This is a genomic window from Mesorhizobium sp. 10J20-29, from assembly GCF_054130485.1.
In genome coordinates, this window is record NZ_CP199156.1 from 1041542 (window position 1) to 1063280 (window position 21739).

At 60.5% G+C, this 21739-nt stretch carries 19 protein-coding genes and 1 pseudogene; 3 read left to right on the plus strand and 17 right to left on the minus strand.

Translation table 11 applies throughout. The annotated features are described in order from the left end of the window. Positions 1-10: 10 nt before the first annotated feature. Both ACT2BZ_RS05085 and ACT2BZ_RS05090 read right to left on the minus strand, forming a co-directional pair. Positions 11-553 (minus strand): hypothetical protein, encoded by a 543-nt coding sequence (locus tag ACT2BZ_RS05085; RefSeq protein WP_457939768.1) that lies wholly within the window; start codon positions 551-553, stop codon positions 11-13. A 202-nt stretch (positions 554-755) separates the two neighbouring features. Further along, positions 756-1175 carry a response regulator gene (locus tag ACT2BZ_RS05090; protein ID WP_457939769.1) on the minus strand — a complete coding sequence of 140 codons (420 nt, stop codon included), beginning with the start codon at positions 1173-1175 and terminating at the stop codon, positions 756-758. 62 nt (positions 1176-1237) lie between these two features. On the opposite strand from ACT2BZ_RS05090, the gene ACT2BZ_RS05095 reads away from it, so the two are divergent. Beyond that, a complete protein-coding gene (locus ACT2BZ_RS05095) occupies positions 1238-4507 on the plus strand; it encodes an ATP-binding protein (protein ID WP_457939770.1) in 3270 nt (1089 codons plus the stop codon). A gap of 871 nt (positions 4508-5378) precedes the next feature. Here ACT2BZ_RS05095 and ACT2BZ_RS05100 read toward each other — a convergent pair. The 4 genes from ACT2BZ_RS05100 to ACT2BZ_RS05115 all read right to left on the minus strand — a co-directional run bounded on the left by ACT2BZ_RS05100 (position 5379) and on the right by ACT2BZ_RS05115 (position 8527). Then, positions 5379-6074 carry a helix-turn-helix domain-containing protein gene (locus tag ACT2BZ_RS05100; RefSeq protein ID WP_457939771.1) on the minus strand — a complete coding sequence of 232 codons (696 nt, stop codon included), beginning with the start codon at positions 6072-6074 and terminating at the stop codon, positions 5379-5381. Between the two features lie 234 nt (positions 6075-6308). After that, on the minus strand, positions 6309-6509 hold the full coding sequence (locus tag ACT2BZ_RS05105) for a helix-turn-helix transcriptional regulator (RefSeq protein ID WP_457936902.1): 201 nt from the start codon (positions 6507-6509) through the stop codon (positions 6309-6311). Positions 6510-6635: 126 nt separating this feature from the next. Further along, positions 6636-7346 (minus strand): hypothetical protein, encoded by a 711-nt coding sequence (locus tag ACT2BZ_RS05110; RefSeq protein WP_457939772.1) that lies wholly within the window; start codon positions 7344-7346, stop codon positions 6636-6638. Continuing rightward, entirely contained in the window at positions 7343-8527 is a 1185-nt protein-coding gene (locus ACT2BZ_RS05115) for a tyrosine-type recombinase/integrase (RefSeq protein WP_457939773.1), read from the minus strand. Before ACT2BZ_RS05115 ends, ACT2BZ_RS05110 begins: the two co-directional genes overlap by 4 nt. A 1451-nt stretch (positions 8528-9978) precedes the next feature. On the opposite strand from ACT2BZ_RS05115, the gene ACT2BZ_RS05120 reads away from it, so the two are divergent. Continuing rightward, positions 9979-10233 carry a DUF982 domain-containing protein gene (locus ACT2BZ_RS05120; RefSeq protein WP_457939393.1) on the plus strand — a complete coding sequence of 85 codons (255 nt, stop codon included), beginning with the start codon at positions 9979-9981 and terminating at the stop codon, positions 10231-10233. Between the two features lie 433 nt (positions 10234-10666). On the opposite strand, the gene ACT2BZ_RS05125 is transcribed toward ACT2BZ_RS05120, so the two are convergent. The 3 genes from ACT2BZ_RS05125 to ACT2BZ_RS05135 form a co-directional block, all read right to left on the minus strand. Further along, positions 10667-11077, minus strand: coding sequence for a DUF4345 domain-containing protein (locus tag ACT2BZ_RS05125; protein WP_457939774.1), 411 nt, complete (start codon positions 11075-11077; stop codon positions 10667-10669). A 33-nt stretch (positions 11078-11110) separates the two neighbouring features. Beyond that, positions 11111-11938: an NmrA family transcriptional regulator gene (locus ACT2BZ_RS05130; RefSeq protein WP_457939775.1), complete on the minus strand. Its 828-nt coding sequence runs from the start codon at positions 11936-11938 to the stop codon at positions 11111-11113. 104 nt (positions 11939-12042) lie between these two features. Continuing rightward, positions 12043-13158, minus strand: a complete 1116-nt coding sequence (locus tag ACT2BZ_RS05135) for an AraC family transcriptional regulator (RefSeq protein ID WP_457939776.1) — start codon at positions 13156-13158, stop codon at positions 12043-12045. Between ACT2BZ_RS05135 and ACT2BZ_RS05140 the strand changes: the two are divergent. Continuing rightward, positions 13121-13555 (plus strand): annotated as a pseudogene (locus tag ACT2BZ_RS05140) (cysteine hydrolase family protein); the annotation flags it as partial. The gene ACT2BZ_RS05135 and the pseudogene ACT2BZ_RS05140 overlap by 38 nt on opposite strands. Positions 13556-14289: 734 nt before the next feature. Here ACT2BZ_RS05140 and otnC read toward each other — a convergent pair. The 8 genes from otnC to ACT2BZ_RS05180 all read right to left on the minus strand — a co-directional run bounded on the left by otnC (position 14290) and on the right by ACT2BZ_RS05180 (position 21721). Then, complete coding sequence (gene otnC, locus ACT2BZ_RS05145) at positions 14290-14922, minus strand: 3-oxo-tetronate 4-phosphate decarboxylase (RefSeq protein WP_457939777.1); 633 nt, start codon at positions 14920-14922, stop codon at positions 14290-14292. Next, complete coding sequence (gene otnK / locus ACT2BZ_RS05150) at positions 14919-16175, minus strand: 3-oxo-tetronate kinase (RefSeq protein ID WP_457939778.1); 1257 nt, start codon at positions 16173-16175, stop codon at positions 14919-14921. Before otnK ends, otnC begins: the two co-directional genes overlap by 4 nt. After that, complete coding sequence (locus tag ACT2BZ_RS05155; protein WP_457939779.1) at positions 16172-17005, minus strand: N-acyl homoserine lactonase family protein; 834 nt, start codon at positions 17003-17005, stop codon at positions 16172-16174. Before ACT2BZ_RS05155 ends, otnK begins: the two co-directional genes overlap by 4 nt. 11 nt (positions 17006-17016) lie before the next feature. Beyond that, positions 17017-18027, minus strand: coding sequence for an aldo/keto reductase (locus tag ACT2BZ_RS05160; RefSeq protein ID WP_457939780.1), 1011 nt, complete (start codon positions 18025-18027; stop codon positions 17017-17019). Further along, positions 18024-18311: a putative quinol monooxygenase gene (locus tag ACT2BZ_RS05165; RefSeq protein ID WP_457939781.1), complete on the minus strand. Its 288-nt coding sequence runs from the start codon at positions 18309-18311 to the stop codon at positions 18024-18026. Before ACT2BZ_RS05165 ends, ACT2BZ_RS05160 begins: the two co-directional genes overlap by 4 nt. 3 nt (positions 18312-18314) lie before the next feature. After that, the gene (locus ACT2BZ_RS05170) at positions 18315-19871 is read right to left on the minus strand and encodes a tripartite tricarboxylate transporter permease (protein WP_457939782.1); all 1557 of its coding nucleotides are present in this window, start codon (positions 19869-19871) and stop codon (positions 18315-18317) included. Then, positions 19871-20647 carry a hypothetical protein gene (locus ACT2BZ_RS05175; RefSeq protein ID WP_457939783.1) on the minus strand — a complete coding sequence of 259 codons (777 nt, stop codon included), beginning with the start codon at positions 20645-20647 and terminating at the stop codon, positions 19871-19873. Before ACT2BZ_RS05175 ends, ACT2BZ_RS05170 begins: the two co-directional genes overlap by 1 nt. Before the next feature lie 66 nt (positions 20648-20713). Beyond that, positions 20714-21721, minus strand: coding sequence for a Bug family tripartite tricarboxylate transporter substrate binding protein (locus ACT2BZ_RS05180; protein ID WP_457939784.1), 1008 nt, complete (start codon positions 21719-21721; stop codon positions 20714-20716). Positions 21722-21739 lie beyond the last annotated feature (18 nt).

The following is a 21739-nucleotide window of genomic DNA, read 5'->3' on the forward strand; positions in this document are numbered from 1 at the left end:
CTTTACGGCTCTATCGAACAGGCGGGACCTGCAGGGAAGACGCATGCATGCGCTCGTCCAGCCACGGGTCGCCGTTCTCATCGAAGCGATCCCACCCCGATCTCACAAACTCTTCGCGTCGGCTGCTGACGTCCACGGAGCCAGATTGGCCGAGTATCGCTGTGGCCGCGTCCACCTGAGCGTCCTCGACACGCGCGATCACCAGGGTGTTGCCCCTCCTGATGCCCTCGGCGTAAACGTGGGCGTCTTCCTCGTCGATGCCTGCATCAGCCAGAGCCCCGATCAGCCCGCCAGCGGCAGCACCGGTCAGTGCCGTGGCAAGCCAGCCCGCACCGACCACCGGGCCGATGCCAGGAATGGCGAAAGCAGCCAGCGCGCCGAGCACGCCGCCGACCGTTGCGCCAACGGCTGCGCCTTCCAGCCCATCATCGTCGTCGTCATCCCCGGGGCGGACCAGGCTGATATTCTCGCTGCTGATGCCTGCTTCGCCTAGCGCATCCACGGCTGCTTCGGCTTGATCACGAGTGTCGAATAATCCCGATACCGTACGCATGTTTCTGTCTCCTGCTGCTTCGAGACATGAATGCCGGACCGGCCCGGATGTTCCGCGTGGTTGCGCTTCAAGTATTGCAGTAGTTGGCCGATGGCCTCTTTGCGTGGAGGGCACGAGCGGCCCTTAGTCGTCGCGTCCAAAGCCGCTCAACACCTCGAGTCTTAAGGTGGGGACGAGCTAGCCACGCCGAATTTCAGAACTACTAGCGTTTGACGCTCTCGCTGGTCGGTGTTGGGGAGGACAATGCCTGGATAAGGGCAGCGGCAATTTCCTCCATCTGATATGGCTTGGCCACGCAAGGGTAGCCTTCAAACTCCGAAGGCAACCCAGCCACACCGTAACCGCTGGCAAACGTAAAAGGCAGACCGCGGGACCTCAACAGCTTCGCAATTGGAAAAACCGGGGTTCCATCAAGGTTCAAGTCGAGGATCGCAATGTCAATGCCGCCACGCTCCACTATTGAAGTGCCGTCGGCCACGTTACTAGCATATTCCGAAGCGATAGCGCCCAATTCGATCAGCATATCCTCCAGCAGCATAGCGATGAGTGGCTCATCCTCCACGACAAGTACACGTAAACCTCGAAGACGTTCGCTCAACGCCACCCCCATTTCATCAGCCATTCGGCGCGCATAACTAACTGGAACCGAATGCCAAGGTAAGCCAATATGTTCCGATTGATCCTTTGAACACTTCGAGATTTGTCGATCCAGACGATGAAATCAATCAGCTGACAAGTGACCAAATGGGAGAAGAGTTCCTATCCGGTGGCGGTGAGATGGGCGAGCGTATCCGTACGTTCGACTGGCTACGGACGCCACTGGGCGCCCCTGCGGACTGGCCACAGAGTTTGAAAACGGCCATCGGGATCATGCTGAACTCCGGATATCCCATGTACATCGCTTGGGGACCGGACTTCGTGCAACTCTACAACGACGCCTACCGTCCCATTTTGGGGGACAGCAAGCATCCGGCCGCGCTTGGTGAGGGCACGGAGAAGACCTTTACAGAAATTTGGGGCGATATAGGTCCCATGTTCCACTCTGTGATCGAGGAAGCGAAGCCTTGGACGTTTACCGATTTAATGCTTCCCCTCCACCGTTATGGATTCCCCGAGGAGTGCTTCTTCGTTTTTTCCTACAGCCCGATCCTGCTTGAAACTGGCAGGGCCGGCGGGGTCTTCGTCACGGTGCTTGAGACGACGGACCGCGTCTTGCGCGAACGTAGACAACTAGTAATCCAAGACATCGCCGCAACCCAAGCCCAAGCCAGCCGTGAAGAGGCTTTCCTGTCCGCGGTGAACGCCATTGGAGCGCATCCGGGAGACGTTCCGTTCTCTGCAATTTGCGGCCGAACCGAAACCGGGGGATGGTCGGTGGTTGCAAGCCACGCTCCATCTGAAGTTTCAGACGCAACAATTCTGGAAGCTGTTCGTCAGTACCAGCAGGGGGACTTCCCCCGCTCACCCTTTCCGCTGCCTAGGGAAGTGGTTTGTTCTCCGTGGCCAGAGCCGGTAACCCAAGGTGTCTGCAGACCAGTTATTCTTCCCGGTGGGAATGAGCCGGTCGCAATTCTGTTGTTCGGAGTAAGTCCTCGTTTACGTTGGGACTCTGACTATTCGGTCTTTCTAGACATGTGCGCATCCAGCCTAGCCACAGTGATCGCCGACGCAGAGGCCTTGGCCGTCGAGCGTGCCCGAGCCGAGGCGCTCGCCGAGATCGACCGTGCCAAGACTGCCTTTTTCTCCAATGTCAGTCATGAGTTCCGTACCCCACTCACGCTCATGCTTGGTCCGCTTGAAGACGCGCTTGCGGGCAGTACAAGTGACGCTCTCGGTGATCAGCAGCGACTACTGGTGGACACCGTTTATCGCAATGCGCTGCGGTTACAGCGGCTCGTCAACAGCTTGCTCGATTTCTCACGTATTGAGGCCGGGCGCGCCTCGGTATTTTTCCAGCCGACCGATCTCGTCGCGTTCACGACAGATCTCGTGTCCAGCTTCCGTTCAGCAACTGACCGAGCCGGCCTTGAACTCATCGTTGATGCTCAGCAGCTAACGCAGCTGGTCTACGTCGACCGCGACATGTGGGAGAATATCGTCCTTAATCTCGTGTCGAATGCGTTCAAATTCACGCTCACAGGCTCCATTCGAATCGAGATCGGTTCCAATCGCGACCGGAAATCGGCCGTGATGACGGTTCGCGACACCGGTGTTGGTATCCCCGAACATGAGCTGCCCAGGCTCTTCGAACGCTTCCACCGGGTGGAGGGAGTGACAGGGCGCTCTATTGAAGGCAGCGGAATCGGTCTCGCACTGGTTCGAGAATTGGTTGTTCTCCATGGCGGTACAATTACTGTCGATACCAAGGTGGGACAGGGCACAGCGTTCTCGATTGCCATCCCATTCGGCAGCGACCATCTGCCCAGAGAGAGAGTCAGCGACAGCAAACAACCCACGACCATTGGTAATCGCCATGGCGGGTTCGTTGCCGAAGCACTTCGTTGGCTCCCCCACGAATCCAACGGAAACCTGCTTCCCAACAGGTCTGAGGAAGCACATCGCATCAACCATGACAAAGAATACAAGAGCATTTTGGTCGTCGATGACAACGCAGACATGCGTGATTATCTCTGCCAGCTGCTTCGAGGTCATGGCTATCGCGTGGAAACTGCGATCGACGGCGTCGACGCTTTGGAAGCGATTTCGCGAACGGCACCTGATCTGGTGCTGTGCGACCTGATGATGCCAAGGCTGGATGGGCTTGGCCTACTTGCTAGACTGCGTACAAATGAGGCCACGAAAGAGTTGCCGTTTATCGCTCTTTCGGCTCGCGCTGGAGAAGAATCAAGGATTGAGGGCTTGGGCGCCGGTGCCGACGACTACCTGGTGAAACCCTTCTCTAGCCGCGAATTGTTAGCGCGAGTTGGCTCTGCGATAGAACTTTCTAGTGTTCGACGTACCGCCCAGGAAGCACTGCGAGAAGAGTACCAGCGGCTGCAACGTCTGTTCGAAAAAGCGCCGAGCTTCATGGCGACCCTACGAGGCCCAGATCACGTTTTCGAGTTTGCCAATCCCGCCTATTTAAGGATCGTCGGCGGGCGAGACATAATTGGAAAGTCAGTCGCGGATGCCCTCCCTGAGGTGGTGGATCAAGGATTTGTAGACCTTCTTGATGAGGTTTACCGCTCCGGGAAACCCTATATCGGAGAAAACGTCCGGGTTCGGATTCAACAGGAAGAGGGCGCGGCCCCTAGAGAAATCGTTGTCAATTTCGTCTATGAGCCGATTACCGAAGCCGGTTCGATTGTCGGTGTCTTCCTTGAAGGGCACGACGTGACCCCGCAACACAAGGCCAACGAGCACTTGCAGTTGCTGGTCAACGAACTGAACCACCGCGTCAAGAATATGCTGGCGATCGTCCAAAGTGTAAGCCGGCAAACATTCAAGGGGGAGTCCGATGCAGTTCAGGAACGCAAGGCGTTCGAGGGAAGGCTGACCGCACTTGCTTCGGCCCATGATTTGCTAACCAAGGAGAACTGGAAATCCCCGCTGCTGGCGGCTGTCGCTAAGGAGGTGTTCGGGGCTCACGCCGGAAGCGATGCAATTTCGATCTCGGGTCCGCCCGTCAGTGTCAATCCAAAGATGGCCGTGACACTTGCCATGGCGCTCCATGAGCTTGGTACCAACGCCATCAAGCATGGCGCGCTTTCAGTCCCCGGCGGCTCTGTCGAGTTGAGTTGGACCATCGAGCGAGAACCAGAGCCGCGGATAGTCTTGATCTGGCGCGAAAAGGGCGGTCCAGAGGTCGTGATGCCCAGCCGGCGAGGCTTTGGCTCGCGACTGATCGAACGCGCGTTGGCTACGGAACTCAAGGGAACCGTCCGACTCGAGTTTAACCCCGATGGCCTGATTTGCCGTATTGATGCGCCTCTTCCTGAAATATCTCCACCTTAATTGGTTGGTCAGAAGGTGGACCTTGAGAGCTATGAGGTCTAGTGCACAAGCGTCGATTCGGTGTGCACCCCGTTAGTTGAGGCCAGGTGGATGCCGTCGCTGACGGAAGGTCCGCTTTCGAAATTAAGAGCCCATAAGCTGCCTGTCTGCCTGCGGCCCAGAATCGGCCATTCAGCTGGGACCTTATCCCGGACATTGCGTCTCGCGCCGAGCGAGATGGCGTGGTTGCAAGACGCTCGACGAGACTGTCGTGCACATGGCCGAAGGCAGCCTGGTCGGCTGGGCTGGAATCCCGGTGCCGGCCGCGAACCGGTGCCGAGCACGCAGGAAGTGTTCGGCGAACTGATCCGCCGCTGGGTCGCCGATGGCGCCGTCTGCCCGGCTACGTAGCTGATCAAGATCCGCCAGCACCGACCGCAAACTGAGAAAGGTTTAGCGGCCGCCACTTGATGACGGGTTGGTGCAGCGAACAGACCGGAATGCGGAAAAATAATCAGCAAAATTCCGGCATTCCGTTCTCGATAAACCCACCAGTTCCGGGACTCGCGGCAGAAGTGCCCCCCCTTGGATCGTCCAGAAACTGGCATGCGAGAAAAAAATCCGCGAGTGAGGGGGACGCGGGTAAGCCGGCCGAGAGGTTCCAGACTTTCGACCCGCCCCCCGCCTCCCTCCGGGCCGCGCGCCAGCACCGCTCCGCGGCAGTCACCGTGCCAAGTGACGTCTCCTCGAAAAGGAGTTCGTTGGCTTCCCTTTCTGTCAAGGCAGACAGCACAACGAGCGGCAGCAGGACACTGCGGTGGGCGCGGTTGACGATAGCGGCGGCGCCACTGAAGCTCGGCCACGTCCCTGCACGTGTTCAGCCGCGGCGGGTTCATGTCAGATCCCGCGGCATCGCCTGCATCCACGCCTCAATGCGTTTCTCGGTGGTAGGCAGGGATTTGATCCACTTACTCAGCTTGCGCGCCTCGGCTGCTTTTGCAGCGTCAGAACGGCTTACGGATTTACCGCCAGAGAACCCATGCACGATATTTCGCTGAGGTGGCTTCTTTGCACCCTCTTTCCCAAGCCCCTTGCCGTCTGCGACCGCACCGTCCGTCGACAGTGAAACCGCGCCAGGTTCTTTCTTCCGGTTGGTTCTATCGGTTTGTAGGGCATTCTTGTCCGCATCCAACGGACATTTCTGCCCGATATTACCGGACATTTCTGTCCGGTTTGTTGATGCCTTTTCCACTCCCTTTCCGGACTTCATGCGCGCGTTCCAATCTGCAATGATTAATCGAAAGCATGGCCAATTTGGCGAATAGGCCGCTGTGTTGTGACGGCCGCCATGACTGCTTTTCTTGAACATCCCCTTGGCGACGAGGTCCTTGGTGGCGCGACGGATCGTCTTTTCGTCGACGCCTAACAGGCGCGCAAGTCGCTCGACGCTCGGGTCGCAGCGAGCAGTCTTGCGGTTGAAGTGCTCAAGGAGTGCGGCGCCGACACGCTTTGCTGCACTGGACAGGCCTGGCGAGAGTCCCAGCGCCATGTGGGCGAACAAGATGTCGTTCTTTGCGAGCTCTACCATCCGAGCCTCGCCACGACCTGAGCGGCTGGTTGATATCCCCGCCTCATCTTACCGAGTTCCGCAGTGCCTCGATTGCCTCCAATGGCGTCAGACCGAACCGCCTCCTGAGTTCTGGGACGATCGCGGAGCCAACCAATTGTGTGCGGTTCTCGGCAAACCAGACGGAAGCGCGTTCGAGGGCCGACGTGGATCGCACCTCAAGACCGCTCGCGATCTTGCCCGAATCATCTTCGGTCACGCGGTGGACCTTTCCGCGATGCGGGCTTCGATCCAATCCAGTACTTCTGATCGGACGAAGGCGACTCTCCGGTCCCCAATCGACACGGTCTGAGGGAAGCGGCCATCACAACGCAGCCGGTTGATGTAGGTCCTGCTAAGCGATGTCAGCCGGCACACATCGTTGATGCTTATGAGCGTGGGGCTTTCGGTCTTCATTGCCGTCTCCAGTCAGGGGGACGGCTAAACCTTCAATGCCGCCCAAGTTGGTAACGGCTCTGTATTGAAACCACAAATCGCGAACTGACTAGAAAGCGAGATCAAAATAATGGGCAGCTTCGTTGCCTATTCGACGCGCTCCCGGCTCAGCAGCTCTCGCTTCAACTGATTGACGATATTTTTGATGGTCTCGCTTCCGGCAGCCTCGCCGGTGACTTCAGTCACCGGGTCCAGACAAGCCTTGATGAACTCGAGCATCGGGCTGCCATCTACCGCCGAAATGGTACACTCTCGCAAATCGCAGTCGTTCAGCGCAGCCCAGACCTCGCTCACATTGTTGATAAAGAATCGCCTGTACTGCCTTTCGCGTCCGTCTTTGACGCACAACGCGGTCCGACCGTCTTCGATCATGCAGTCGAGCGCTCGGACCGCCATTTGCCTGAGGAATTCATATCGGATAATACCTTGATCCTGAAAACTCTTGCATAAATCTAATATCTCCCGGTCTCTGACGTCATTTTCTGAGTAGTCAGGATCCTCGCACAAACCACCTGGTAGAGCTCTCTGCGTCACATCTCTCATACAACTAGATATGACAATATCTCTGCATTTATCCATTATTCTCAAATGACGATCATGCTCCTCTTCTATTGTTTTTCTGTCTGGTAAAGACGAGCTGTAGGCATTACTATTAATATAATCCGAAGCGAATTTTTCGATGTCGGGAATATAGTACTCAAGATGCCTTTCTTTCCCCAGCTTCTCGAATTGTTCTTTGATACGAACTAGGTCGTCGGGTGCATACGAATAGGTGATCGGATAGAATCTTGCATTCATATTGAGCGATTTCCTTCCGCTTGGCAGTATTTTGCCCACCGCCGCATCAGCGCCCTTCGCTTCTCGAGCGCGTCGCCGCGGCGATAGGCCCTCTCGACTGCGTTACCAACGTGGTGCGCAAGGCTCCATTCCGCGATCTCGCGCGCAGTGTCAGTTTCCTCACCGGCCCAATCACGGAACATGCTTCGCAGCCCGTGCAAGGTAGCTGCCTTGTCCGGTGAAGCAAGACGTAGCGCCTTTGTCATTGCCGTGTCAGATATCGGCCTTCCTTCAACCCCACCGCCAAAGATGAGGTCGCTCGTAGCCCGCTGTCGCATGATATCGACGATCTGCATGCAGCGATCGGAAAGCGGCACGATGTGCTCCCTGCCCCCCTTCATCCGCTCAGCAGGAACCGTCCAGGTTCGAGCCTGCTCGTCGATCTCGTCAAACGTCGCACCCCTGGCCTCGCCACTCCTGGCGGCCGTCAGGGTGATGAACTCGACGGCCCGAGCCGCTGTTCCGCTAGACTGCCGAAGCTTAGCCATCATCGTCGGCGCCTCGGCATAAGCCAATGCAGCATGGTGACCCCGTGTAAGCTTCTGGCGCTTTGGCATTACCTTGTCGAGCAGACCCTTCCATCTGGCTGGGTTGCCGGCGGACCTCCATTCGTGAGCTATGGCATAGTCGATAACGGCCTGGATGCGGGACCGCAGCCGATCGGCTGTCTCCGGTCGTTCTTGCCAGTGCGGCGCAAGGCAGTCCTTCACGTCCCCCATGACGATGTCGGCGACAGCGATGTCGTGCAGCGGCTTGGCATATTCGCGAAGCGTCATCTCCCATTGCGCGCCGTGCTTCGGGTTCGTCCACTCACTAGCCTTGGCCTTGAGCAGTTCCTCCATGCAGTGCGCGAAGGTGATTACGCGAGCAGGCTTTCTCGGAGACCGCGGATCAATGCCTCTCGCAAGGCTGTCCCGGATAGCTTCAGCCTTTTCCCTCGCCAGCGACAGGGATACGGGGGCGGTTCCTTGCCCATATCCTCCGAGCCCGATCTCAGTGCGATCGGCACCGCGTCGAAATATGAAGACCCACTGCTTGGAGCCTCCCTTGCGTACGCGAATATAGAGGCCGTCGCCATCGCCGTAGATGCCAGGACTGTCCAGCCGTTTGACGTTGCTTTCGGAGAGCTTGTGTCGCGCCATTTTCACCGCCGTTTGCCATAACCGTCATGTCGTCCATAGCGACTTTACTAGCAACAGCAAAGGGTTAGTTGGCACTAATGTCAGCAAGAATGGCGGACGGGCGGTCACCCTCTCCGCCATCGGGAATCCACTCTTCCCCAATTGTTCCGCAAGCGGCTGATTTCCTGAGCTTATTGCCGCGCCGGGACCCCGGATAAGGGTGTTCCGTCCATGGAAGTATCGTCGAAAGTATCGCCCGGTGTATCGCGCGAAGTATCGCCTGATCCGCGCCCGACCTGGCAGCAATAAACTGCCACGGCTCGCGCGGCCGGGCCGCTATCTCGTGCGCTCAGGATCCGTTTACATCTTCCAGATTAGGGTGCCGAAGGACCTTTCTTTGTGCCCAGGCTCAGCGCCCGGTCCGCCTGAGTCTCGGCGCATTGACGGCCAGGCAGGCCCGAATTCGTGCAGACTTGATGGCGGCACATGCTCGCCATTGCTTTGACAGGATCAGGACAAGGCGATTGGCGAAGGAACAGGACGACGAAACGCGCAGCGTCGAGGCCAGCCAAGGTGCCCCCCAATTTTCCGGTGAGACACCGGCGAGGTGGTAAGCGAGGTCCGAGGCTACCTCAAGGCAATGACGTCGATAATCTCGCGGGACCGCCTCCCCCCTCGCCTCACCTGGAGCCCGGGCTGGAGGGCATGCGCGGACTGGTTGGCATTGCGCGGGAGCTCGCCAAGGGTCCCTCAGCCAATCGCGTGATCGTCGACAATGTCGAGCTTCTCAAGATCCGCTATGTCGAGTTGCTCTCGGAGGCAACCACGTCCCCGGCAACTCCATCGGCCTCGCAAGAAGCGTCCCCACTCGCGGGTTCTCGCGAGGCATCGATGGCGGAACGCCGTCTGGCCGATCCGATCGTCCAACACTCGCGGCCGACAGCTAAGCCAGCAACGACCGTACCTGCATTTGAGCTCGACCGCCGTTACGTCGAGCGTCCCGCGAGCCCGCGAGATGGCTCGAGCTCCACTCATGGAGGGGGTGGACTACTCCAGGTTCAAAGGATTGGATTTTGACCGGCTTGCAAGAGGTCGGCGCGTGTCTGGACGCCGCGGGCAAAACTGAAGGGACTGACAGGGCCGTCGCTACCCCGGCCCCAATAAAGCCGAGACGGCCGAATTCTCATTCGATAGATAAGTGTGGCAACCGATCCATCGTGCGCAGTTACAGAGATCGCAGTAGCAGGAGTGCGACCAAGCAATTGCTCGACCGGGTACTGGAAGGCCCACGGATCAGGTTCAGCCCCAACTGCTCTTGGCCTTGGAACCAGCCAAGGCATCAAGCTGCCCTGCATACTCCTCCCGACGTCTTCCGGTGAGATTTCGTTTCAGAATTGTCCACAGTCATGGATGGAGGACTGCTTGTTGGGTCCCCGTTTCCATGCTCAGTTGGCGATGCTTGGGGAAGCATCATGAGTGGGCTGATTGACAAGTCGAAACGCTTCGCGCGGCCGGTCATAATTCGATCAGGCGGGAACGACCGGATAGTCGTCGATGTCAGCGCTGCGGCTAGGATTCTTCTTAGGGAGTTTCCCCGCGAGACAGCCAAGCGCAAGGAAGCCATGGTTGCATGCTTGGGAGCGATCCAAGGCAGTGCGCATACTCCCTTCGCGAGGCGCGCGTTTGTCGTTGCCGCGCTCGAAGTTGGCATCTTGGCTGGCGACTGAAGCATCCAGACGAAGACGTCGCTATGAATTTCCTGCGTCGGGATCCGGGCAAAGTTTGCCTGAGTGAAGTTTTTCGGGCGCGCAGCGGCACGGCAGCTATGGGGCCGCGTAGCGGACTGGCGGCTTTACGGTTTCAAATGGGGGTGAGCGGACACCTAGCAGGGCGGAAATATCCACTCGACCTGGACCATCATGGACTTAAGCACCTCTCCTTTCGTTAAACTGACAGGACGTCATCCGACATTTCGTTGCTCGGCGATTACGACGCGAATAACCACTCCCGAAACCGTGCCCGAAGCCGGATGGAGCTAAGGCCTGATCAGCGAGGACGGGTGTCTCCGCGTTTGCCGGATTGTCTCGCCGTAAGACGTCTGCTTCCAGTCCGTCGACGTGAAGGGCGCCACGACCTCCATCCTGCCGCATTGGGTGGCGGTCAGCGTGCATCGACGTCGGTGGCGCTAGAATCCGTGCCTCGCCGGAAGGCAAGAAGGCACAACATAGCGATCGCGAGTTCCAGAGCCAGCGCGCCGATGATGCCGCTCGACGGCATGCCGTCGATTACAGCGCCGACCACACGCCCCGCCGGGAATGCAAGGAAGACGGTCAGCGCCGCCACGAACGCGATCTGCCTAAGTGATGACTTGACGATGCCGGACAGCATCACCGCTCCGAAGGCGGCAAGACCGGCACCTGGCGCGCGCAGTTCGCTCAGGAGGTCAGGATCAGGGTCCAGCGCGATCCCGTAGCTTGCGTAGAAAGCTTGCGGAACGGTCATGATAAGGGCGCCAATGCCGAGCGCGGTGATGCCGCTCACGCCGAGCGCTAAATTCTGGGTGAAGGTCATGGTGGTCCTTTCCGATCCAAGTGGGACTCGAAATCACGAGGCGGTCGGCCATGCACCCGCTTTGGATGCATCCCGGGCGAAGCTCCTGAAGTCTCGCGGCGGACGGCCGACGGCCTGCATGACGCCGTCGGTCGTGTGGGCGTTGCGGCCATCGAGCGTCTCGCGGGCGATGGCGGTAAAGACATCGGCCACGAAATCGCCGCCCGCCGCCGCGACATTCGCGTGGAAATCCTCGAAGCTGATTGGGATGTGGCGGATCGTTCGGCCGATGGCCTCGCTGAGCGTCTCTGCCATCTGGGCGAAGGTCATCAGGCGCGGTCCGGTCACCTCATAGAGTTTGCCCCTGTGGCTCCCTTCTGTCAGCGCCGCTACTGCCACTTCGGCAATGTCGTCGATGTCGATGATCGGCTCCGCGATGTCGCCGCCCGGCATCGGCAGCACGCCGGCGAGGATCGGATCGCGCAGGTAACCCTCGGAGAAATTCTGAGCGAACCAGGCGGCCCGGACAAGGGTGAAGTCAACACCTGAGCCGCGCACTACCTCCTCACCCTCCCGGGCGTGATGCTCGCCCCGGCCCGACAGCAGTACGAGGTGTTCGACGCCGACATCCTTAGCCGTCTCGACGAGGGACTCAAGCTTCTCGACGGCGCCGGGAAAGGCGAGATCGGGGAAGTAGGTGACATAGGCCGCTCGGGCGCCGGTCAGGGCGTACACCCAGGTCTCGGGTGCATCCCAGTCGAACGGGGTAGCCGAGTTGCGCGAGCCGCGGCGAACGGGAAGGCCCTTTGCCTCAAGCTTGGCGGCGACGCGGGCCCCGGTCTTGCCTGTGGCACCGATAACAAGGATTGGATTTGGTTGCATAGGTCTCTCCCCTGGTTCGAGTTGACAGCCAAGGGATAGGAGACGGGCCCGGTGCCGGTATTGACCGGGTTCGCCATCGTTTTGACCGCCGCCGCCAGAGCGGATCAGCGGCCCGAGCGTTCTTTGCGGTAGCTCGCAGGGGTCACGCCGACCCATCGCTTGAAGGCCCGGGTGAAAGAGCTCTGCTCAGCGAATCCCGTCAGGAAGGCGATCTCGACCAGCGAGTGGGCCTCGTCACGCAGGAGCCCCTCGGCCAGATCGCGACGGGTCTCCTCGGTCAGGGTCTGGAAGCTCACCCCGTGTTCCGAGAGTCGTCGGTGGAACGACCGCTCGCTAAGTCCGAGGCCGCGTGCGATGTCGGACATCTTTGGAGCGCCCTCGCTGAGCGCCTGCGCGATGGCATCCTTCGTCTCGGCAACAAGTGGCGCCTCGTCGGCAATCTCCAAGAGCTCATTGTCGAGATGGGTCATCAAGTAGCTGGATATTCCGGCATCCCCCAGGATGTTCGGATGTGCCAGTGTCTCGGACGAGAAAAGGATACCGTCGATATCCGCACCGAACCTAACGGGACTGTCGAACCATTCCTCGTGTGCGGTCACCGATTTCGGGGCGGAATGCCGAAACAGAACTTCCAGCGGGGCCACAGGCACCGTGCTGACCTGCCGGGCGATCGAAACGGCGCTCGCCAACGTCGCCTCGTTCGACAACCGCATGCCCAGACGCCGCTGGCCCGAGCGATGCAGGATGAAGAGCGTACCGCGCGGATCGGGGCGCAACTCATACTCCACTACGCGCGTCCAGAGACGGGCATACCGCTCGACCCGCGAATAGGAGGCGCCCAGCGTTGTCGCCGCCTTGAAGGCGAGGCCAAGCGCGCCGTATTCGTCGAGCCGCATTGAGGCTCCGGTGCGGACAGGCAGGTCGGTCACGTCGACGCGTGCCGCGATGCGTTCGAGCAAATCATAATACGCCACGTCCGAGATCATCGCCTTCGGATCCCAGAGGCCATCGGGATCGATTCCGGTGTCGCGCAACATGGCCGCGCCATCGATGGCGTCGCCGGCGGCGGCGACCATCTTCCGTGCGAACAAAGACGTGACATAGGCCATCTTGCGTAGGCTAACAGGCGATCCGCCAAGGTACAAAGCGCATTGGCGGGTCTGCGCATCGACGAAAGGGGTGCCGCCGGGCCGGATCCTCGTCGCCGACCAGCCCGGCAACCATATCCTTCCCGAGCTCGCGCCCATCCGCGGCGAAACTGTCATCACAAGCCTGGCAAGGGCATGTTCTGGGCGACCGGCGTGCAGGAAACGCTGCCGGCGCGCGGCCTAACCCAGCTAGTGTTCGCCGGAGTCACAACCGAGTTCTGCGTCCAGACGTCGATGCGCGAGGCGAACGACCGAGGCTACGAATGCCTGCTGGTCGGACGCGACCGAAAGCTATTTTGCCGAGTTCAAGGTCGCCGCGATCGAGATGATCGTGGCGTTGGGCGGATCGTCGGCTGACCGTCGCCGCTCGCCGCATTCGAGAATGCGTTTGCGAACGCTCTGGCGTATAGCTGACAAGCCTACGACCACACTTGGATCAAGCTTGATCATAACCAAGTCAGCGGTCTAGTCATCAGCGCGCTCAAAGGATTTTTCTACTTCGGTGAGTTGGGCAGCCTCGAGACGAAGTCGAAGACAGCAGCGGCGGTATTGTCGATCGTTACGGTTTGATGGTCCAAGGTCTCTCCAAAGTATTTTGGCAGCCGTTCATTCGGTCTGCTTTAAGTAAGATCACCGCCCGCGGCCCGACAGTGGCGATCATGGGCGTCGCCGACTCCGGCATCTGGAGATGCATTGTTGCGATCCGGCCGGGTCTGTCGGAGACCTTCGTCTGCCAATCCGGCATAGCCATAGGCGCAGCCAAGTATCATCCGCGCAAAGGCGAAATTAGGATTGCGCTGCAAGGCCTCGTTCAACTCCTCGACCGCAGGGACAGCCGCCGCTGGCCTGGCGGGTGATCTGGAGTTAGCCGGGCAGGGCCTCGCCGCATGCAGGCGTTTGCAACCTGACATCAGCTTGGCGTGGATTGAGAAATACTATCCAATGATCCGAGATGAAGATCGCGCTAGATACATCGAGGGCTTGCGACGCGCGGGCCTCGAAAAATCCTATGGCTCAAGTGACCTCAGAGCGTCAGGCGCTCGTTGTGTGTTTGTTGGCGCTGAGCGCAATGACCGGGGCGGGGCCGGCAACGGACTGGCAGCTTCGAGAATAGGATTCTTGATAGCGGACTTACTAGTCGCTTTGATTAACGAGTAATCTACGCAACGAGGCAATTGAACTGCAACCAAGCGATGATCTGAACTAAGAGCGAATCTCCAGCCGCCCGATCTCTTCCAGCGACAACAGTCTGACCGGCATGCCGCGCAGCAGGAGTGCAAGCCTGGCGGTCGCCTCAAGCTCCTCCATCGCATTGACGGTCGCTGCCAGCTCCGCGCCCGCCACTACGGGCCCGTGATTGGCAAGCAGGACGGCCGACCGCTTCCCCGCCAGTCCGCGCACGGCATCCCCCATGCCGGCATCGCCCGGCATGAAATAGGGCAGCAGTTTCACTTTCCCGAGTTGCATCACCGAATAGGCGGTCAGCGGCGGCAGCACATCCTCCGGATCGGTGTCGCTCAGCACCGACAGCGCAACCGAGTGGGTGCTGTGCAGGTGAACGACGGCACCGGTGTTGCCACGGCTTTCGTAAAAGGCGCTGTGCAGCGGAATTTCCTTGGTCGGGCGGTCGCCGTCGAGATGGCGGAAACCGGCATCGAGCTTCGACAGTCTCGCCGGGTCGAGCCGGCCGAGCGATGAGCCCGTGGGCGTCATCAGCACCGAACCGTCCGAAAGGCGCACCGAGATGTTGCCGCTGGAGCCATGCGTCAGACCCCGGTCGAACATCGATCTGGCGAACAGGCAGATCGCCTCGCGCTGCCTGGATTCTTCGCTCATTGGCCTTCTCCCAGCATGCGTGCGGCCTTGGCGAAGAAATCGTCGGACCCGAAGTTGCCCGACTTGAGAGCAAGTGCAATCTCCGGCTTGGACGTCTTCATCGCCGGCACGCCAGGATCGATCTCGGGACCAATTTCCAGAGCGGCCACGCCAAGCCGCGTGACGATGGCGCCCGACGTCTCGCCACCGGCACTGACCAGCCTGCGAACGCCGCGTGCGACGGCCAGTGCCGCAGTCTCGGCAAACAGTCCTTCGATGGCCGCCGACACAACTTCCTTGCCATATCTCTCCTGTGCAACGGCAACCGTCTGCGGATCGGTCGAGGAGTAGATCAGCGGCGTGCCTTTCTCGTCGAGCAGCCAAGCGACCAGTGTTTCGGCTCCGACCCGGCGGGCAACGACATCGTCCGCATTGAGCTCCCACAGCGGTTCGCCCGCAGTTCGGTGATGCTCGACCTGCCGGCGAGTCGCCAGAGATACCGAACCGGCAAGCGCCAGCGCAGGACCGGAAGCGCCCCGCCATGTCGGATGATTGCCCCTGGTCAAGCCGCCTGCCGCGAAATTTGCAGGCAGCCCCATCGCGGCACCGGACCCGCCCGTTACGAGAGGCAATCCGGCAGCGGCGGCGCCAAGTGTCAGGAGGTCTTCGTCGCGGACGGCGTCAACCACCACCAGCCGATTGCCCTTCGCCTTCTGCCGGGCGAGTTCTTCGACGATCGCCCCGACACCCTTCGCGACAAGCGCATAGGGCACGTGACCGACCGTCGATTTCGACTGCCTTGCCAGAACGCGTCTGATGTCGGCGTGGCGCATCGGCGTCAGCGGATGGTTTTCCATGCCGCTCTCTGAGAGCAACCTGTCGCCGACGAAGAGATGCCCCTGAAACAGCGTTCTCCCGGTTGCGGGGAAGGCCGGACAGACGATCACGGTCTCGGCGCCAAGCGCGTCGGCGAGCGCTTCGGCCACCGGCCCGATGTTGCCCTCATCGGTGGAATCGAATGTCGAGCAGTACTTGAAGTAGAACTGCCGGCAGCCCTGCGCTTTGAGCCAGGCAAGCGCCTCGAGCGAAAGCGCGACGGCCTCGGCGGCCGCGATGGTGCGCGACTTCAGCGCGATGACGCCGGCCTCGACGTTTTCCCCCGCATCGCCTTCCGGAACACCGCTATACTGGACCGTCCGCATTCCGGCCTTGGCAAGCGTGTTGGCGAGGTCGGACGACCCCGTGAAATCGTCACCGATGCAGCCGAGAATCATCGCCGCTTGATCCCGACAGTTTCATTGAAGTCGCAGGCAGGCTCGGCATCGAGGCGGTGGATCGAGGCTCCACCGTCGCCGCCTCGCACGGCCGGGAACAGCTTGCGGACCAGCGGATCGTGCCCCGGAATGACAAGTTCGGGACCGCTTGCCAGCCTTGGCAATGTATCGAACCCTTCCAGCATCGCCTGCGGATCGACCACGATCGGGAAGAGCTTCTTGGCCATGTAGTTCTCGTAATAATGGGAGGCATCGGATGCGAGCACCATCCAGCCGCGCGCTGTCTTCACCCGCACGCATTGCAGGCCGCGCGAATGCCCCCCTATGGCGTGAACCTCGACACCCGGCGCCACTGCGGATGCGCCATCATGGAACACGACCTTGCCGGAATAAACCTTGCGCACCATGGAGCAGACATGCTCGGCGGAGAACGGCATGCGCAGCACGTCGTGGCACATGCAGGGCCCGGTTGCGAAAGCCATTTCGGCCACCTGCAGATGGAACATGGCGCCGGGAAACCGGTCGAGCGATCCGGCATGGTCGTAATGCAGGTGCGTGACGATGACCGTCTCGACTGTTTCAGCATCGATCCCGAAATCGGCCAGGCAGGCGACCGGGTCGCGCAGGATCGGCCGGCCGCGCTGGTTCCCCTCGTGCTCGTCATAGCCCGTGTCGACGATGACAGTCCGGTTGTCGTTGCGGATCACCCAGACGAAATAGTCCATCGCATGCGGCGAAGCGTGATCGTCGTCGAACAGGTAGGAGTCGGCACGGGTCCGCGCATTGCGGTCGGCATATCTGAGCGCGTAGACCTCGTAGACTTCTTCCATCGCTGGCTCGCCTATATGCTCACACGCCGTCCATCGGCCGGATAGCGTGGATCCTGGTGACCGGGTACCGGCGTCGTTCCCGGCGTGCAGAGAGCGGACAGGAACGCCTCGTCGTCCGCATCATACGGTTCATGAGCGGCACTTACATAGGCATCCAGTTGCTCGACAGTCTTGGGCCCGATGAGCACGCTCGATACGGCATCATTTGCCAGCACCCATTGCAGTGCAAGTCCGGATGGCGAGCGGGCGCGCTGTTCGGCGAAATTCGCGGCCTTCGCCGCCAGCGCCAGGGTATCGGCATGGAATTCGGTCTCGAGAATGCGCTTGTCGCCGCGCATCGCGCGCGAGCCTTCCGGCGTGCCCTCTCGATACTTGCCGGTCAGAACGCCACGCCCGAGTGGCGAATAGGGGACGACACCGATGCCGAAATGGCGGCAGGCCGGAATGGTGTCCGCCTCCGCCGTACGGTTGAGCATGTGATAGTAGGGCTGCGCGACCACGGGCCGCGGAACACCGAGTTCATCCGCCACCCGGATCATCTCGGCGACCTTCCAGGGGCGAAAGTTCGAAAAACCCCAATACCCGATCATGCCCGAAGCAATCAGTTCGCCAAGTGCAGCGATGGTTTCGGCAAGCGGCGTGCGATTGTCATCGAGGTGCAGGTAGTAGACGTCGATGCGATCCGTCTTCAGACGATCGAGGGACATGCTTGCTGCACGCTTGACCCATGCGCCCGACAGCCCGCCCGATCCCTCGACACCCGCGACCGGATTTCCGACCTTGGTTGCCAGGACAAAGCGGTCGCGGTCGCCCCCGAGCACCAGTCCGAGCATCGTTTCCGAGCGCGATCCGGCGTAGGAATCCGCCGTATCGACAAATGTGCCGCCGGCCTCGGCGAATGACTCGACGATTCTCGATGCCTCGGCTTCTTCCGTCTGGTCGCCGAACATCATCGTGCCGAGGCAAAGGCGCGAGACTCCGGGCCCGCCCGGAAAGAGGTCGGTCTGCTTGAGTCGGCTCATGATTTGCGTTCCCAGGTTACGACCTTCTTTTCAACCACCCAGGGTGCAACCGCACGATCGAAGGCAATGAAGTGCTCCGACTTCAGATGTTCGTCGAAGGCTTCTCGATCTGCGTAGATCTCATAAAGATAGGTCGAATTTGGCCTGTCCGGCGACGTCCAGACGTCGAACACGTGGCACCGCACCTCCTTTTCGAGTGAATCCGCAGCCTGCCGTGCGACGCGATGGGCAAAATCATCCGCGTGCTCCGGTTGCACGTCGAACAGGACGGTCACGCAGTACATGGGTCAGGCCTCGTTGCTTTCAGGGGTGGTGCGTGGTGCTGCCGCGACGGCGCTTCTCGACGTCAGTCTGCGCAAGGCGCGTTTCACCATGGGTATTTGCGACAGTATGAGAAGCAGGTTCAGTCCGACCAGGACGGCGGCGCCGGGGCGTGTGACGAATGTCGAAAGATCGCCGTCGGAAACCAGCAGCGAACGCCTGAAGGTTTCATCAAACAGTCCCCCCAGAATGACGCCGATCACCAGCGGCGCGATCGGATACTCCATCCGGATCAGCGCGTAGGACACGATGCCGACAACGATCATGAGGAACAGATCGTTGGTTCCGCCGCCGACGGAGAACGAGCCGATGGTCGTCAGCACCAGCACGACCGGCAAGAAGATGGTCTGCGGCAACTTCAGCACCGTGATGAAGATGCGCGCCATGAACAGTCCGAGCACCAGCATGGTCAGCGAAGCCATCAGCAGTATCGCAACGATACGGATGATCAGCATCGGATCGATCGTCGGGCCGGGAGTGACGTTGTTGATCATCAGCGCGCCGAGCAGCGCGGCCGCCGGCGGCGATCCGGGAATGCCCAGGACCAGCAGCGGGATCAGCGCGCCGCCGATGCAGGCATTGTTGGCGGTCTCGCTGGAAAGCAGCCCTTCCAGCGAGCCCTTTCCGAACAGGCCGGGTTCCTTGGAGACACTTTTCCCGACCCCGTAGGAGACCCAGCCCGCGACGTCCTCGCCCACTCCCGGCAGGGCGCCTATGCCGACGCCGATGGCACCGGACCGGGCAATGGTCGGCATGTTCCGGCCGATGGTGCGCCAGTTCGGGAGGATGCGCCCCACCAGTGCCGGATTGCCCGTCAGCGGGCCGTTCTGCAGCCCGAACAGGATTTGCGGGATGGCGAAGCAGCCCATCAGCACGGGCACGACCTGAAAACCGCTCATCAGATACGACCAGCCGAAGATGTAGCGCTGCTCCGACAGGATCGGATCGAGCCCGACCATCGCCATGGCCAATCCGATCAATCCCGCGATCCAGCCCTTGATGACGAGATCCGAACTCATCAGCGTTCCGGACACCAGGATCCCGAAAAGAGCGAGCAACGCCTTCTCTGGCGAAGCAATCTGCTTTGCCAGCGCCATCAGCACCCACACGAAGATCAGCAGGCAGAACGTACCGATCAGCGTGCCTATGAAGGATGAGGTGGTGGTCAGGCCAAGGGCTTCGCCGCCGCGTCCCTTCTGAGCCAGCGGATAACCGTCCATTGCGGTAGCCGCGGATGCGGCGGTGCCCGGAATGTTGAGCAGGATCGACGGATAGGAGCCGCCATAGATCGCCCCGACATAGGCGCCGATGAGCGCGATCAGGGATTGCTCGACCGGAAACTTGTTGCCGAAGAAGCCCGTCAGGATCGTGACCGCGAGTGTCGCGGTCAGGCCCGGCAAGGCGCCGAAAACGATGCCGAGCGCGACCGAGCCAAACAGATAGACATAGGTGATCGGGTCGCTTGCCAGCTCGAAAAGGATCAGGCCGAAATTGGCGAACTGGCCGACGGCAAAGTCAAACATCACCTGGCATCCTTTCCGGCAAGCCAGGGCTTCAGCGTGACATAGTAGTGGTACTCGATCTGCTTGAAGATCAGCCCGGTGCGGTTGGGCACGTTCTGGCGGAACCCGAAGGCCATGGCGATGACCAGCAGGAGCGGCACCAGGAAGGCGATTGCCGGCGCGGCCCTGAGATACCCCCCGATGCGTCCGTTGGCGGAGCGCACCTCGAACATCATGACGATCGACAGAAGAATGAAGAAGGCCAGCGTCACCCAGTCATCGTCGTGCGGCACACTCCAGGCCGATTGCGGAAAGTTGGCGATCAATGCGTAGCCTGAAGGGATGCCGACGGAGATGAGCGCAATGGCGGTGGCCCTGCCCCGCGTCTCGTGGAAACCGTAGATCAGGGCACAGACCACGAGAGCGCTGGCAATGACGAAATCCACCCGCGGCACGAGCGCGAAGATGTAGGCCAGCATGATTGCTGCCGCGGCCAACATGCGCGTTCCGGCCATGCTCGTGGCCCAGGCGGCGACGGCTGCAGGCAGGCCGCGCTGCGGCAGCCCGCCCTGCCTGATCGCGGTGACCAGAAGAGCAATCGCCAGCACCAGGATGCCGGCGAAGATGCCGTAGGGAACCAGCGCCGCCGAGTTGTACCATTTGCCGGCCTCGACGCCGGCAGCGTCCGCCTTGAAGAAGGGAATCTGGGCTGTCTTGGCAAGAAAGAAGATGCTGGCTGCAATCAGTGCGATCGAAGTCCAGAAATCCTGTCGCCGGAGGCGGGCCTTGTCGGACAATGTCATCTCCCGAAAACGTTGGCCCGGATAAATTCCGAGCCAACGACGGTGCATCCTGGCCCGCGATCAGGGCTTGGATATTCCAAGCGTTTCCGGATCGACGGCCGTTGCACCGAGCTCCTTGAGCGTCCAGGCGAAATTGCTCTCGAGCTTGGCGAAGGCCGCGCTCGCTTCGTCACCCGACAGGCCGGACAGGTCGTAGTAGTTCTTCGCGGCCCACTCTTTCACGGTGGCAGACTGCATTGCCTTTGCAAAGGCATCGCTCAGCGCCTTCTTGGCGTCATCGGGCGCCGTCGCCAGAACGGCAAAGCCGATGGCCTGCTTTAGCGGCAGGTACTTCGAAAGATCGCCGTAGTCATCGAAGGCGGATGGAATTTCCATACCGTCGAGGTCGCCCTTTTCAGGCACCAGCATGGCCAGCGGCCTGATCTGCGAGCCCTTGATGAGACCCTGCTGTTCGGCCAGCGAGGTGACGATGACTTCCACTTCGCCCGAAACCGCAGCCTCCTGTGCTGGACCCGAACCGCCATAGGGCACGAATTTGAACTTCGCGCCGGTGCCTTCCTCAAGCGCGAGCAGGTTCAGATGGTGGATCGAACCCGAGCCGGAGGCGGCCGCCGGGATGGTGCCCGGATTGGCCTTGGCCGCCTCGATCAGTTCGGCGAGCGTCTTGTATTTCGAGTTCGCGTTGACCGAGATCAGGTCCGGCGAACCACCGACGATGAACGGGTACCAGACGTCGAACTTCTTGTCCCAGCCACCCTGCACGGCTGCGGTCACATTCGATTCCGAAATACCGGCGAGCGTATAGCCGTCGGCGGGCTGGTTGAGCACGTAGACCATGCCGTTCGAACCGGCGACACCGCCGGTCACATTGTTGACGGTGATCGAGACAGGCAGTTCCTTCTCCATCTCCGCCATGATCATGCGGTTGATCGAGTCGGTGCCGCCACCGGCGCCCCAGACAACGGCGTTAGTAATGTCGCGATAGGGGTATTCCTGCGCGGCCAAAGGCGATGTCAGCAGCGTTGCGCCTGCCACGGCCATTCCAAGCGTAGCGATGAGTCGATTCATCTGATTTCCTCCCAAGAT

Coding starts and splice junctions, on each gene's coding strand:
- ACT2BZ_RS05085 (WP_457939768.1), bottom strand. CDS start 553: ATGCGTACGGTATCGGGATTATTCGACACTCGTGATCAAGCCGAAGCA.
- ACT2BZ_RS05090 (WP_457939769.1), bottom strand. CDS start 1,175: ATGGCTGATGAAATGGGGGTGGCGTTGAGCGAACGTCTTCGAGGTTTA.
- ACT2BZ_RS05100 (WP_457939771.1), bottom strand. CDS start 6,074: ATGGTAGAGCTCGCAAAGAACGACATCTTGTTCGCCCACATGGCGCTG.
- ACT2BZ_RS05105 (WP_457936902.1), bottom strand. CDS start 6,509: ATGAAGACCGAAAGCCCCACGCTCATAAGCATCAACGATGTGTGCCGG.
- ACT2BZ_RS05110 (WP_457939772.1), bottom strand. CDS start 7,346: ATGAATGCAAGATTCTATCCGATCACCTATTCGTATGCACCCGACGAC.
- ACT2BZ_RS05115 (WP_457939773.1), bottom strand. CDS start 8,527: ATGGCGCGACACAAGCTCTCCGAAAGCAACGTCAAACGGCTGGACAGT.
- ACT2BZ_RS05120 (WP_457939393.1), top strand. CDS start 9,979: ATGAGTGGGCTGATTGACAAGTCGAAACGCTTCGCGCGGCCGGTCATA.
- ACT2BZ_RS05125 (WP_457939774.1), bottom strand. CDS start 11,077: ATGACCTTCACCCAGAATTTAGCGCTCGGCGTGAGCGGCATCACCGCG.
- ACT2BZ_RS05130 (WP_457939775.1), bottom strand. CDS start 11,938: ATGCAACCAAATCCAATCCTTGTTATCGGTGCCACAGGCAAGACCGGG.
- otnC (WP_457939777.1), bottom strand. CDS start 14,922: ATGAGCGAAGAATCCAGGCAGCGCGAGGCGATCTGCCTGTTCGCCAGA.
- otnK (WP_457939778.1), bottom strand. CDS start 16,175: ATGATTCTCGGCTGCATCGGTGACGATTTCACGGGGTCGTCCGACCTC.
- ACT2BZ_RS05155 (WP_457939779.1), bottom strand. CDS start 17,005: ATGGAAGAAGTCTACGAGGTCTACGCGCTCAGATATGCCGACCGCAAT.
- ACT2BZ_RS05160 (WP_457939780.1), bottom strand. CDS start 18,027: ATGAGCCGACTCAAGCAGACCGACCTCTTTCCGGGCGGGCCCGGAGTC.
- ACT2BZ_RS05165 (WP_457939781.1), bottom strand. CDS start 18,311: ATGTACTGCGTGACCGTCCTGTTCGACGTGCAACCGGAGCACGCGGAT.
- ACT2BZ_RS05170 (WP_457939782.1), bottom strand. CDS start 19,871: ATGTTTGACTTTGCCGTCGGCCAGTTCGCCAATTTCGGCCTGATCCTT.
- ACT2BZ_RS05180 (WP_457939784.1), bottom strand. CDS start 21,721: ATGAATCGACTCATCGCTACGCTTGGAATGGCCGTGGCAGGCGCAACG.